Annotated in this window: 12 protein-coding genes; 5 read left to right on the forward strand and 7 right to left on the reverse strand. The window is 70.5% G+C overall.

What is annotated here, in order from left to right:
* From GZ67_RS0118460 to GZ67_RS0118475, 4 genes are all read left to right on the forward strand, one after another.
* On the forward strand, positions 1-1,005 hold a 1,005-nt coding region (locus tag GZ67_RS0118460), incomplete at its 5' end, for an HNH endonuclease signature motif containing protein (protein ID WP_029263934.1).
* Positions 1,006-1,129: 124 nt separating this feature from the next.
* A complete protein-coding gene (locus GZ67_RS0118465; protein WP_029263935.1) occupies positions 1,130-2,278 on the forward strand; it encodes an ROK family transcriptional regulator in 1,149 nt (382 codons plus the stop codon).
* Positions 2,279-2,329: 51 nt separating this feature from the next.
* Positions 2,330-3,259 (forward strand): polysaccharide deacetylase family protein, encoded by a 930-nt coding sequence (locus GZ67_RS0118470; RefSeq protein ID WP_029263936.1) that lies wholly within the window; start codon positions 2,330-2,332, stop codon positions 3,257-3,259.
* Positions 3,256-4,581, forward strand: coding sequence for an MFS transporter (locus GZ67_RS0118475; RefSeq protein WP_029263937.1), 1,326 nt, complete (start codon positions 3,256-3,258; stop codon positions 4,579-4,581). Before GZ67_RS0118470 ends, GZ67_RS0118475 begins: the two co-directional genes overlap by 4 nt.
* A gap of 187 nt (positions 4,582-4,768) precedes the next feature.
* Here GZ67_RS0118475 and galE read toward each other — a convergent pair whose 3' ends face one another.
* The 3 genes from galE to galT are packed head-to-tail and all read right to left on the reverse strand — an operon-like array spanning position 4,769 to position 8,209.
* On the reverse strand, positions 4,769-5,749 hold the full coding sequence (galE, locus tag GZ67_RS0118480; protein WP_029263938.1) for a UDP-glucose 4-epimerase GalE: 981 nt from the start codon (positions 5,747-5,749) through the stop codon (positions 4,769-4,771).
* 49 nt (positions 5,750-5,798) lie between these two features.
* Positions 5,799-6,992, reverse strand: coding sequence for a galactokinase (gene galK / locus GZ67_RS0118485; protein ID WP_029263939.1), 1,194 nt, complete (start codon positions 6,990-6,992; stop codon positions 5,799-5,801).
* The gene (gene galT / locus GZ67_RS0118490) at positions 6,989-8,209 is read right to left on the reverse strand and encodes a galactose-1-phosphate uridylyltransferase (RefSeq protein ID WP_029263940.1); all 1,221 of its coding nucleotides are present in this window, start codon (positions 8,207-8,209) and stop codon (positions 6,989-6,991) included. The genes galK and galT overlap by 4 nt, the downstream gene beginning before the upstream one ends.
* Before the next feature lie 148 nt (positions 8,210-8,357).
* Here galT and GZ67_RS0118495 point away from each other — a divergent pair, with 148 nt between their 5' ends.
* The gene (locus GZ67_RS0118495; protein WP_029263941.1) at positions 8,358-9,308 is read left to right on the forward strand and encodes a LacI family DNA-binding transcriptional regulator; all 951 of its coding nucleotides are present in this window, start codon (positions 8,358-8,360) and stop codon (positions 9,306-9,308) included.
* A 33-nt stretch (positions 9,309-9,341) separates the two neighbouring features.
* Here GZ67_RS0118495 and GZ67_RS0118500 read toward each other — a convergent pair whose 3' ends face one another.
* Genes GZ67_RS0118500 through GZ67_RS0118515 form a run of 4 tightly spaced genes read right to left on the reverse strand, consistent with a single transcriptional unit; the run spans position 9,342 to position 13,380 of the window.
* Positions 9,342-10,238 carry a hypothetical protein gene (locus GZ67_RS0118500; RefSeq protein WP_029263942.1) on the reverse strand — a complete coding sequence of 299 codons (897 nt, stop codon included), beginning with the start codon at positions 10,236-10,238 and terminating at the stop codon, positions 9,342-9,344.
* Positions 10,235-11,131, reverse strand: coding sequence for a carbohydrate ABC transporter permease (locus GZ67_RS0118505; protein WP_029263943.1), 897 nt, complete (start codon positions 11,129-11,131; stop codon positions 10,235-10,237). Before GZ67_RS0118505 ends, GZ67_RS0118500 begins: the two co-directional genes overlap by 4 nt.
* Positions 11,128-12,054: a carbohydrate ABC transporter permease gene (locus GZ67_RS0118510; RefSeq protein ID WP_029263944.1), complete on the reverse strand. Its 927-nt coding sequence runs from the start codon at positions 12,052-12,054 to the stop codon at positions 11,128-11,130. Before GZ67_RS0118510 ends, GZ67_RS0118505 begins: the two co-directional genes overlap by 4 nt.
* A gap of 51 nt (positions 12,055-12,105) precedes the next feature.
* Positions 12,106-13,380: an extracellular solute-binding protein gene (locus GZ67_RS0118515; protein WP_029263945.1), complete on the reverse strand. Its 1,275-nt coding sequence runs from the start codon at positions 13,378-13,380 to the stop codon at positions 12,106-12,108.
* Positions 13,381-13,437 lie beyond the last annotated feature (57 nt).

Genomic DNA, 13,437 nt, shown 5'->3' on the forward strand with positions numbered 1-13,437 from the left:
CCGGCGGCGACGCCGGAGGATCTGCGGTTGTTGGCGCAGGTGATCGTGCAGTATCTCGATCCGGATGGTGCGGAGCCTGCGGACGATATCGCGATGCGGGTGCGGGGGCTGACGCTCGGGCGCGCGAAGGACGGGGTGATCCCGGTCCGGGGACGGTTGCTGCCGGAGGTCGCGGGACAGTTGCAGCGTCTGTTCGACGCGTACCTGAACCCGAAAGTCGACGGACCACCCGTCCCCGGAGTCATGTTCCGGCCTTCGGACGAGAGAGATGCCGATCACGCCCACGCCCACGACACCGACAGCGACACCGGGGCGCGGAGGGGAAGTCCCGCAGATGCCGACCCCGATGCGGACGACGATGCCCTTCCGTCCGGTGACCCGGGGCGGATGGTCGACACCCGTTCACGGTCGCAGAAGCAGCACGACACCCTCGCCGCGATCCTCGGCATCGCCGCCCGCCACGACGACACCCCACGCCTGGGCGGCGGTGCACCCACCCTGGTGGTGTCCGTCACCGCAGACGACTACTCGTCCGGCCGCGGCTGGGCGCACGTCGACGGCATCGACACTCCCGTCTCCACCCGTGTCGCCGTCCACACCGCGTGCGCGGGCGGGGTGCAACGGGTGCTGTTCGACCCGCACGGGCGGATCATCGGCATCAGCACCGCCGACCGGATCTTCACCGCGCATCAGCGTCGCGCGATCACCCTCCGCGACCGTGAGTGCCTCATCCCCGGCTGCCACGTCCCCGCGACCTGGTGCGAGATCCACCACGTCCACGAGCACGCCCACGGCGGTCCCACCCACACCGACAACGGCGTCGCCCTCTGCTGGCACCACCACAGAACCCTCGACACCTCCGGATGGGAGATCCGCATGCGCCACGGCACACCCCACGTCCGCGGACCCGCCTGGTGGGACCCCACCAGACGCTGGCGCACCCCACAACCCCCGACACCACGACCCGCACCTGCGGCCTGCCGCTCGACCGCGCTCAGAGCATGAGCGGCCACGACCGGGCTCGGCGTGAACTGTCGACCTGTGCGACACGATGTGGCATGCTTGCGGGCATTGCGCCGGGCCCCGTTTCTGGGGCCGTCCGTGAATTGAGAGGTAGACGCCGGAACACATGTCCAGACCACTCGCGGGACCGCAGGGCCTGCTACGCACGCTCAACGGTCGCGCGATCCTGGAGGCGCTCGCGCGCAGCGGTCCGCAGACCCGCGCGGAGCTGATGTCGGCGACGGGGCTGTCCCGCACGGCCGTCACCCAGGTGCTGCGGATGCTCGAGGCAGCGGGCGCCGTCGCCTCGGCAGGCATCGACCGCGAGACGCGCGGGCCTGCCGCCGGTCGCGTGACCCTGCATCCGCGGCTCGGGTTCGCCGCCGCCGTGCACATCGACCACCACGCCGCGCACGTGGTGCTCGTCGACGCCCGCGGAGTCGTGCACGCCGAGGAGCACGCCGTGCTGCCCATCCAGGAGGACCGCGTCGAGCAAATCGTCGCCCTCGTCGACCGTTGCCGAGGGTCGGTGAAGGCGGCCAAGGGGGCGATCCACCTCGCCGTCGTCGGCATCCCCGGGATCGTCACCGCCGACGGCGGCATCCGCGACGATCTCGGTCCGGACGGCGGCGCCTTCCGCGCTGCGCTGACCGCATCGCTCGGCTGCCCGGTACGCATCGAGAACGACGTCAACCTCGCCGCCCTCGCCGAGCTCACGGCGGGCGTGGGCGGCGACCTCGCCAGTTTCGCGCTGCTGCTCCTCGACGACGGGCTCGGTGCCGGCATCGTGATCGACGGCGCACTGCACCGCGGATTCTCCGGTGTCGCGGGCGAGGTCATGTACCTGCCACAGACTCCGCTCCCGATCGGGGCGCCCATCGTGAGCGACGCCGTGGTCGGAGATCTCGCACTCGGGGTAGGGCGAGACGCCGAGGCCACGTTGGAGGACCATCTCGAAGCCGCTGGTCGCGGTGACGAAGCCGCGATCCGGGTCGTCGCCGAGATCGGCAAGCGCATCGTCCTCGTGGCCGGCAGCATCGGCCTGGTGCTGGACCCGGAGGCGTTCATCCTCAGCGGCACGGCAGCCCATCCCGTGCTGGTCGACGCGGTCCAGCGCGTCGCAGACGAGTATGCCGCCCAGCTGCCGCTGCGGTTCCTGGTCTCCTCGTTCGGCCCGGAAGCCCCGCTGGTCGGCGCCGTCGACGAAGCGGCATCCGCCCTCCGCAGCATGCTCTTCACCCGCATCCTGACGCCGACGCCGAAGCCCGGCCGCTGAGCACCCCGATCGTCGCCCCCGATCGCCCGTCCCTACCCGACAGGACCTCTGATGACCGCTCCCTCCGATCTCGCCGACCGCCTCGTCCTCGCACCCGGCGCCAGGGCGATCATCCTCAACGCCGACGACTTCGGCATGTGCCATGCGGCGAACACCGCGATCGTCGAGCTGCTCACGACCGGGCACATCGACTCGACGACCGTGATGGTCCCGTGCTCGTGGTCGCCCGAAGCACTGGCCTTCGCGGCTTCCCGCACCGATCTCGACGTCGGCGTGCACCTGGTGCTCACCAGCGAGTGGAGACGCTACCGCTGGCGCCCATTGACCGGCACGGGAACGAGCCTCGTCGACGCCGACGGTTTCTTCCCCGCTGATGTCGCGACCGTCGAGCGGGATGCGACCGACGACGATGTCGCCGCCGAGCTCGCCGCCCAGCTGCAGGCCGCGCTCGACGCCGGGGTCGACGTGACGCACCTCGACAACCACATGGGCTCGGTCTACGGCCTCGTCACCGGCCACGACTTCCTGCGCCCGGTGTTCGAGCTCGCCGCCCGCAACGGCCTCCCGTTCCGGCTGCCGCGGACGATGGACGGGGTGGGGGAGGATGCCGCGTTGCAGGCCAAGCTCGACGACGCGGCGGCCGCAGCGGACGCCAGCGGCATCGAGATCATCGATCGGCTCTGGTCGCATCCTTTCGAGCTCCTCCGCGAGGGCGAGCCCGACGAGGAGACCTACGAGCAGGTGCGCGACGGCTTCATCGCGTTGCTGCGCGCTGTTCCTGCCGGCGTCACCGAGATCTACCTGCATCCGATGATCGACGACGACGAGCTCCGGGCCGCGGTCGACTTCAGCGCGGCGAAGCGTGGGTACGAGCTGCGTCTGCTCACCGACCCCGCCGTGCTGCAGGCCATCGAAGACGAGGCGCTCGTGCGCATCGGCTGGCGTGACCTGCGCGACCTGCAGCGGTCGTCCGCGCGATGACGGTTCTGGGCGAACGCCTGCGCGATCGACGGCTGGATGCGGCGCCGACCAGGGCGCAGACGATCGCATTCGGGGCATCCGGGTTCCCGACCCAACTGATGGCGCAGACCTTCTCGGCCTTCATCGTCTACTTCTACGTCTCACACCTCGCTGTCCCAGCCGGATGGGTGGCCGCGGCGATGATCGCCCACGGTGTGCTGAACGCGGTGCTGAATCCGGTCGTCGGCACGATCTCCGACCGGCTGCGCACTCCCTGGGGTCGGCGCATCCCCTGGATCGGTCTGGGCATCGTGCCGCTCGTGGTCGCCTTCGCGCTGGTGTGGATGCCGCCCGAGCTCCCGGCGGCCGGCCTCATCGTGTGGTTCCTCGTGGTCGTCGCCGTGTACGACATCGCGTTCGTCGTCGTGGTGCTGAACATCTCGGCCCTGTTCCCCGAGATCTTCCGCACCACCGAGGAGCGCGCCCGAGGCAACGTGCCGCGGCAGATCTTCGCGATCCTCGGCATGGTCCTCGGCACCGCCGGCGCGCCCGCCCTGTACAGCGCGCTCGGGTGGCCGGGGATGGCCCTGGTGCTGGGCGCCGTCTGCCTGGTGTTGCTCGTGTGGTCGTTCCTCGGCGGGATGATCGAGCGCCGGGTCCCGGAGGCGGCGTCCGAGGCCATGCGATGGGGCGACCAGCTGAAGTACACCTTCCGCAATCGGGCCTTCGTCCCCTACGTGCTCGGGTCGCTGTTCGTGCAGACCTCGATCGCGGTGATCCTCGCCGCGATCCCCTTCTACGTGCGGTACTCCCTGCGCGCGCCGGAGGGGGAGGGCAGTCTGCTGCTCGGGGCCATCTTCGTCACCGCGATCCCGTCGATCGTGCTGTGGAGCGCGGTCGTCCGCCGCACCTCGCCGCGCACGGCGGTGCTGTGGAGCGTGACGGTGTTCGGCGTCGCCGTGCTCGGCTACCTCGCCCCGTCGAACGTGCTCGGCGCGGTGTTGGTCGGCGTCGCGGTCGGCGTGGGCGTCGGCGGGCTCCTGCAACTGCTCGAGGTGATGCTGGCGCAGATCATCGATGAGGATGCCGCGCGCACCGGGCACCGCCGCGAGGGCGCCTACTTCGGGGTCAACGGCTTCGTGGTGCGCGGATCGGTCGTGCTGCAGGCCGTCGTCGCCGCGGTGGTGCTGACGGCATCCGGATTCGATGCCACGCTCGGCGACGCGCAGCCCGAGAGCGTCGACGGCGGAATCCGTCTGATGCTCGCCGTGATCCCGCTCGGGTTCACCGCCCTCGCGTGGCTGTGCTTCTGGCTCTACCCCATCCGCGCCCGCGACGTCTGAGGTCTTCTCCTCGTACCCAGCACGGAGGAGGCGCGGCACCCCCACGTGCACACCGAGTCGAGCACGTGTGTCGAGGGCGCAGGGCCGCGCCGATGCGAGCATCGGGGAGGGGCCCCGCTTGCGGGGAGGGGCGCCCCGCTCTGCGAGCAGCGGCGCGGCCCGGAGCCCGTCCCCACAAGTCGAAGACTCAGACCGATGCAGCCTGCCGCGCCTCCCACCCCGTGCGCACCATCTCGTCGACCGTGTACCGCATGGTCCAGTCGAGGTCGCGGGCGGCGAGCTCTCCGGTGGCGACGATGCGGTCGGGATCGCCGGGGCGGCGGGGACCGATCTCGGGGGTGAAGTCGATGCCGGTCACGTGGGCGACGGCATCCATGATTTGCTTCACGCTGAGCCCGTCACCGGAGCCGAGGTTGTACGCGGGCTCGATGGTGCTTCCGTCGGCGAGGCGCTGGGCGGCGGCGACATGGGCGGCGGCGATGTCGCCGACGTGCACGTAGTCGCGCACGTTGGTGCCGTCGGCGGTGTCGTAGTCGTCACCGAAGATCTTCGGGGTCTTGCCCGCGAGCAGCGCTTCGAACACGATCGGGAAGAGGTTGTGCGGGCTGACGTCGTAGACGGTCGGGTCGGCGGAGCCCACCACGTTGAAGTACCGCAGCGACGTGTGTCGCAGCGGACGCGCGGAGTCGGCCGTCGCGATCGCCTGGTCGCGCAGCAGCCATTCGCCGATGAGCTTCGATTCGCCGTAGGGGCTGGCCGGCTTCTTGGCGGTGTCCTCGACGACGAGCGCGACGTCGGGGGTGCCGAACACCGCAGCCGACGACGAGAACACGATGTTCGAGACGCCCGCGGCTTCCATCGCCTCGAGGATGATCCGGGTGCCCTCGACGTTCTGCGCGTAGGTGTGCAGCGGGCGCTGCACCGAGACGCCCGCGTACTTGTACCCGGCGACGTGGATGACGCCCTGGGCGTCGTGGTCGCGCAACGTCTTCTCGACGAGGTCGCGATCGAGGATGCTGCCCTGCACGAACGGCACGCCCTCGGGCACGAACGACGCGATGCCGCTGGAGAGGTCGTCGAGCACGACCGGGGTGAGCCCGGCTTCGGCGAGGGCCCTGACGACGTGGGCTCCGATGTAGCCGGCGCCGCCGGTGACGATCCAGGACATTGCATTCCTCTCCTGCCGCGGAGTGGTCGCGGCTCGATCGATCATTCTCTCAGGCGTCGCGGAGCGGACCTGCGGAGGGGGTGACCGTGAACAGGTGCGGGGCGCCGAATCCTGAGGCGGCGAACGCGGCGGTCACGGCACCCGACACCGCCTCGACGGCATCCTGCTCGATCAGCGCGATCGCAGCACCGCCGAAACCGCCGCCGGTCATGCGGGCGCCGAGAGCGCCGGCGGCCAGCGCGGTGTCGACCGCGGTGTCGAGCTCGACGGTCGAGATCTCGAAGTCGTCCCGCATCGACACATGCGACGCTACGAGGAGGTCGCCGATGGCTCTCGCGCCCATCTCCTGCAGCACCTGGACGGTGTCGAGCACGCGCTGGTTCTCGGTGACGATGTGACGCACGCGGCGGAAGGTCACGTCGTCCATCAGCTCCTGAGCGCGGGGAAGGTCGGCGATCGACACGTCACGCAGGGCGGGCACGCCCATGAGTGATGCCCCGAGTTCGCACGACGCCCGGCGTTCGCGGTAGCCCCCCGTGGAGTGGGCGTGCTTCACGCGGGTGTCGATCACGAGGATCGCGAGTCCGGCCTCGGCGATGCCGAGCGGCACCGGCCGGGCCTCGAGCGAGCGGCAGTCGAGGAAGATCGCGGTGTCGGGCTGACCGAGCATGGACGCCATCTGGTCCATGATCCCGGTGGGGGCCCCGACGGCCTCGTTCTCGGCGCGGCGTCCGACGCGGGCGAGAGTCGTGGCGTCGAGGCCGGTGCCCCAGAGCTCGTTCAGGGCGGATGCCGTCGCCCCCTCGATCGCGGCTGAGGAGGAGAGCCCGGCGCCCACCGGCACGTCGGAGGCGATCGCGATGTCGAGGCCGCGGAACGGGCCGTCCTCGGCGGTCTCGTGCCGCAGCGCCCAGGCGACTCCGAGCGGGTAGGCGGCCCACTCCGGGACGGCGGGGTGTGTGCCCGGCGCGGTCGGGAAGAGTCCGTCGAGCTCGTCCAGGCCGACCTCCACCGGTTCCTCGGCGAAGGTCGAACCGACCAGGACCCGGCCGCGATCGTCGCCGCGCAGCCCGACTGCGGCGACCGTGCGCTGGGGGATGGCGAACGGCAGCACGAAGCCGTCGTTGTAGTCGGTGTGCTCGCCGATGAGGTTGACGCGGCCCGGTGCCGACCAGAGGCCGTCGGGCTCGCGGCCGGTGAGGTCGGCGAACAGGGCGCGGGCGTCGTCGTGGGCGGCGGTCATGCGGATGCTCCGTCGGAGATCTGGTCCGGGGATGAGGTCTGGGTCGGGGAGGAGCGTTCGATCGCCTCGCGGAGGCGTGCGGCACCCACCTCCGGCGGGACCTCGGCGGCCCAGGCCCCCATCGCGGCCTCGGATCCGGCGAGGAACTTCAGCTTGTCGGCGGCCCGACGCGGACTCGTCAGCTGCAGGTGCAGACGCACGGTGTCGCGGCCGACGTGCACGGGCGCCTGGTGCCAGGCGGCGATGTACGGGGTCGGGGTGTCGTACAGGGCATCGACGCCGCGGAGCAGGCGCAGGTAGAGCGGGGCCAGCTCGTCGCGTTCGGCCTCGGTCGTCTCGGCGAAGTCGGGCACGTGGCGGTGCGGCATCAGGTGCACCTCGAGCGGCCAGCGGGCGGCGAAGGGGACGAAGGCCGTCCAGTGCTCGCCGCGGAACACCACGCGCTCGGAGCCCTGCTCGGACTCGAGGATGTGCTGGAACAGGTCGGGCGCGGTGCGGTCGATCGACTCGAGCAGCCGCGTGGTGCGCGGCGTCACGTAGGGGTAGGCGTAGATCTGGCCGTGCGGGTGCGGCAGGGTGACCCCGATCGCCTCGCCGCGGTTCTCGAACGGGAAGATCTGCTGGATGCCGGGCAGCTTCGAGATCGCGGCCGTGCGGTCGGCCCAGGCCTCGATGACCGTGCGAGCACGGGTCACGGACTGCGTGCCGAAGGAGCCTGCGTGGTCGGGACTGAAGCAGACCACCTCGCAGCGGCCGACCGACGTGCGGGTGCGACCGAGGCCCAGTGCGGCGAGGTCGTCGAGGCCTCGGGGCGCGTTCGATGCCTGCGGCGCAGTGCCGACGGCCTCGGCGAGGGCGGGACCGAATGCGGGGGAGCGGTTCTCGAACACCGCGACGTCGTAGCGGGACGGCACCTCGGAGGGGTTGCCCGGTGTCTGCGGCGCGAGCGGGTCGGCCTCGGCGCTGGGCATCATGACGCGGTTCTGCCGATTGGCGGCGACCGTGATCCAGTCGCCGGTGAGCACGTCGAGGCGCATCGTCGCGGTGTCGGGGCGCGGGTCGAGGGTGCGGGCATCGACCGCGCGTTCGGCTCCGAGCGCGGTGCCCGGATCGTCGTAGTAGATGAGGTCGCGGCCGTCGGCGAGGGTGGTGGCGCGTTTGACGACGCCGGCGCCGAGGGCCTCGGTGCGCAACTCAGGAAGATCGTGCGTGTTCACGTAAACATGGTACCCACAGGGCCGTGATAACGTCAACATTGCGGAGTTGTGCACGGGCGGCGAACGGAGAAAGTGCGTGGGAGACGAACGCGAGCTGGTCGGGGAACCGCGCTCGGGGCGGCACGGATCACCGTCCGGACGTGTATCGATGGCAATGGTCGCCGCCCGCGCCGGGGTCTCCGGTCAGACCGTCTCCCGTGTCGTCAACGGCAGCCCGCGCGTCGACCCGGACACCCGCGCCCGCGTCGAGAGCGCGATGGCCGAGCTCGGGTATCGCCCGCACCGTGCCGCCCGTGCCCTGCGCACCGGACGCTCGCAGACCATCGGCCTCGTCGTCACCACCCTCGCCACGGTCGGCAATTCGCGGATGCTGCAGGCTACGGCCGAAGCGGCGGCGGAACGCGGATACGCCCTGACGCTCGTGACCGCGACCGACGGCGTCGCCGAGGCGTTCGAGCGGCTCGCCGAGCAGGAGGTCGACGGCGCGATCGTGCTCAACGAGGCCTCGGCACTCGTGCCCGCAACGCAGCCCCCCGCGGGACTGCGCCTGGTCGTGGTCGATGCGCCGACCGACGCGGGGGTCACCTCCGTGCACAGCGACCATGCGGGCGGTGCGGCTGCGGCGACTGCTCGGCTCCTCGCCCTCGGACGCGAGACGGTGCACCACCTCGCCGGCCCCGAAGACTCCTTCGCGGCCGTCGAGCGTGAGCGGGGATGGCGCGAGACGCTGATCGCCGCCGGCATCCGTCCGTCCGCCGTGGTCCGCGGCGACTGGAGTGCCGACTCGGGATATTCGGCGGGGGGAGGGCTGGCGACGGCATCCGCGGTCTTCTGCGCCAACGACCAGATGGCGCTCGGGCTGATGCGCGCCCTGGCCGAGTCCGGCCGCCGGGTGCCCGAGGATGTCGCGGTCATCGGCTTCGACGACGTGCCGGATGCGGCGAACTACCGTCCGCCGCTGACCACCATCCGCCAGGACTTCGCCGCCCTCGCCCACCGTGCGGTCGCAGCGCTGGTCGATGCGATCGAGGGTGCCCCGCAGCCCGGGGGCTCCGCGGTCATCCCGACCGAGCTCGTCGAACGCGACAGCGCGAGCTGAGCGGGCCTGCCGGCGGTCGGGGTCGGAGCGTCCTCAGGCTGTGTGCTCGGGGATCCGGGCGGTGGCGCCGGACTCGAGCGCCTCGTTCCCGGCGGCCACGATGCGGCAGATCGCGAGGACCTCGGCGCGGTCGATGTTCGGTGTGCCGGAGCGGCTCGAGGCCATGATCGACTCGAGAAGCCCGGCGAGCATGTCCTCATTCGCTTCGATCTCGAAGGAGGCTGCGCCGTGCGCGGTGCGGAGCTGCCCGCGCGTCCACGGGTTCCATTCCGCGGGGCCGCCGATGGTCGCGGTGCGTCCGTCGGACCAGGTCAGCAGCAGGTCGGCCCGTCGTGGTTCGATGCTGACGCAGTCCGGTCCGAGGGCGGCGACGGCGAGGTCCACCAGGTGCACGCCGTACCAGGAGAGTCCCGGATGCCCCGGCTGCACGACGAGCGGGCCGGCGAGGGCGGCAGAGGTGGCCCCGGCGGTGGTCGCTGCGCGGAACTCGGGGGTGAAGCGCTTCGGCGACCCGCTCAGTACGAGGCAGCCCGAGGCCTCCGCGTGGGCCAGCATCGCCTCCGCATCCTCCGGGTTCGCGGCGAAGCGCGTGTCGACGTAGACCGGCAGGCCGAATCCCACGACGCTCATGAACTGGTCGCGGCGGGTGCGGGCGTCGGACGATACCAGCAGGAGCACGTCGACGGCAGCAGCGACCTCCGCGGGGGAGCCGAGCAGGGCGATCCCCGATTCCGCGAGTGTCGACGCATTGGCGTCGTTGCGGTCGCGGCTGGGCGGGAAGTCGGTCGACGTCGGCCCCTGCCAGGCGGCGACGACCGTGCCGCCGGCGACACGTCCGGTGCGCCCGTCGCCGAGCAGTCTCGTGAACTGCAGCGCGTGCGACGAGTCGACGCCGATCAGCCCGAAGCGCAGTGGATCCTGCGCGCTCATCCCTTGATCCCGCTCGCCGTGATGCTCTCGACGATGTGCCGCTGCAGGAAGATGAAGATCACGAAGCAGGGCACGAAACTGATCAGCGCGGCCGCCATGATGTTCGAGGTCGAGACGGTCTCGGTGTTGAGCGTGGCCAGACCCACGGTGAGGGTGCGCGCTTCGTCGGACTGTCCGACCACGAGTGGCCAGAGCAGGTCGTTCCAATGCCACAGGAAGACGAAGATGGCGAGCGTCGCGAGCACCGGCTTGATCAGCGGCAGCACGATCGACACGAAGGTCCGCCACTCGCCGGCGCCGTCGATGCGCGCCGCATCGAACAGCTCGTCCGGCATGTCGGCGACGAACTGGCGGATCAGGAACACCGCCTGCGCGTTCGCCAGCGTCGGCAGGATCAGGCCCCAGAGCGTATTCACGCCACCGGCGCCGGCGACCAGGATGAAGGTCGGGATGAGTGTCGCCTGCATCGGGACCATCAGCGTCGCCACGATCGACCACAGCAGCGCGTTGCGGCCGGGGAATCGCTTGCGGGCGAGGGCGTAGGCGGCCATGGATGCCGTGAACAGGACGACGACGACCGAGACGACCGAGTAGACGGTCGAGTTCCACACCCAGAGAGGGAACTCGCCCACCCGGAAGATCCGGATGATGTTGTCGAAGGTGAGCGCCTCCGGGATCGCGTGCGGGATCGTGGGGGCGTCTGCGGGCGACAGTGCGAGGATCACGACCGCCAGCAGAGGGGCGACCGTGAACAGCGAGATCACGATGAGCGAGACGAGCGTCCAGGTCTGCCCGCGCGAGCGGCGCCGACGCGGCGGCCGGGGAGTCGCCGAAGGCGGGGTCGGACGGATGCTCCCCGCTGTTGCGGCCGGAGTCAGGGCGGTGGAGGTCATGACCGCTCCTTCCTTTCGAAGAATCCCCGCTGGATGAGCGAGAGGACGAGCACGATGACGAACAGCACGATGCCGACCGCCGCGGCGTACCCGAAGTCGAAGAACTTGAAGCCCTGGTCGTACAGGAAGTAGATGAGGCTGTAGCTGGCGCGGGCGGGGCCACCGCCGGTCATCACGTAGATGGTGTCGAAGACCTGGAAGCCGACGATCGTCTCGATCACGAGCACGAAGAACAGCACGGGCTTCAGCAGCGGGAGCGTGATGTGCCAGAACGACGTCCAGGCCCCGGCGCCGTCGATCGTGGCCGCTTCGTGCACTTCGGCCGGCTGGGCCTTGAGTCCGGCGAGGAAGATGAGCATCGAGTATCCGAAGCCCTTCCACACCGCGACGACGGCGAGACTCGCGAGCACCAGCCACTGGTCGCCGGTGAGGAACGGGACCGGGTCGAGCCCCACCGAGGTGATCGCGGTGTTGAGAGGGCCGTCGGAGGCGAAGATCCACTTCCACACGATGCCGGCGAGTACGAACGAGCTCAGGTAGGGCACGAACAGCAGGGCGCGGAACAGGCCGCTCAGATGCACGAGACGGTTCAGCAGCACGGCCCCGGCGAGGGAGACCACGATGATCAGCGGTACGAACAGCACCACGTACAGCAGGGTGACCCACAGGCTCTGCCAGAAGTGCGGATCGGCGAACAGTCGCGTGTAGTTGTCGGCACCGAGGAACTCGATGTCGCCGTTCAGGCGATAGCGGGTGAGGCTCATCGCCCCGGCCCCGGCGATCGGCAGGAACTTGAAGGCGGCGAAGATCGCGAGGGTCGGGAGGACGAACAGTATGCCGGCCCACGCCTCGCGACGGCGTGCGGCACGGCCGGCGGCGGCCCTGGTGTCAGGGGCCCGGCGCGATGCGGTGGTGACGGACATGGCGTCCTCTCGGGGGGAGTGCGCGGGGGCCGGAGCCCCCGCGCGAGACGGTCAGGAGCGGTCGAGGACGTCCTGCGCCTCGGCGGCGGCCTTGTCGAGCGCCTCCTTCGGCGTCAGGTCGCCGCGGAGCGCCGACTGGATGTACGGGGCGAGGACAGCCATCACCTGACGGGCCGACGGATTGGGCTCGCCCGGATTCGCGACCGCCAGGGCCGCTTCGTATGCGTCGCGGTCGGCCTCGTCGCCGCCGATGGCGACGTCGGTGCGGGTGGGGAAGTTGCCCGCCGCGGTGTTCAGCTCGGTCTGGAAATCCTTCGACGTGAGGAACGACAGCACTTCGTAGGCGGCAGCCCTGTTCTCCTGCTTGTTGATGGATGTGAGCGAGAGCAGCCCGGGGTTGCCGTAGGTGGCCTGCTCCTCGCCCTCGAGCGGAGCGCCGACGACCACGGCATCCTCACCGAGGGCTGCCCGCATCTGCGCCAGTTCGGCGGGAGACGTGGTGGGACGGATGCCGACCGTGCCGGCTGCGAGGGGTGAGCCCTCGATGCCGACGGCCTGGGTGGCGGCATCCTTGGGGAGACCGCCTTCCTCCTGCAGATCGACGAGGAACTGCAGTGCCTCGACGCCCTCATCCGAGTCGAAGGCGACCTTCGTCCCGTCCTTGGAGAAGACCCGCCCGCCTGCCTGCCACAGGAAGGGGTAGAAGCTGAGGTTCAGGGTCTGCTCCGGGGTGCCGAGGTAGTCCATCACGGCCACCCCCTCATCGGCCAGCACTGGCGCCGCCTCGCGGATCTCGTCCCACGTGGTCGGCAGCTCGATCCCCGCGTCGTCGAACACGGCCTTGTTGTAGGCGGTGGTGAACACGTTCTGGAACAGCGGAACCCCGTACAGCTCGTCCTCGAACGTCGCGGCCTGGAGCGTCGCGGGGAAGAACACGTCACGGTCCTCGGCGATGGCCTCGTCGACCGGCTGCAGGCCGCCCACGTTGAGGTAGGTCGCTGCCTGGTCGGGAGTGATCAGGACGATGTCGGGGCCGGAGTTCGCGGCCAGGGCGGCGGAGATCTGCTCGTCGCGCTTGTCGAAGGTCTGCAGCTCGATGTTCAGGTCGACATCGGGGTGCGCCTTCTCGAAATCGGCCTCGGTCTGCTCCCAGAAGTCCTTGCTGGCGGCTTCGTCTCGGATGACCGGGTACATCCACAGGGTCACTTCGCCCTTCGCTTCGCCGTCGGAGGCGCCTTCCGGCGCGGACGAGGGGGAGGAGCAGGCGGTGAGGGCGAGTGCCGCGACTGCCGTCAGGGCGGTCGCTCGGGCGATGCGGTGCGTCATTGCAGTGATCTCTTTCTCGGGTGCAGGTGGGGGCTGGTTGGTGTTCGGGAAGAGGGG

The organism is Microbacterium sp. Cr-K20 (genome assembly GCF_000708325.1).
Lineage (GTDB): Bacteria > Actinomycetota > Actinomycetes > Actinomycetales > Microbacteriaceae > Microbacterium.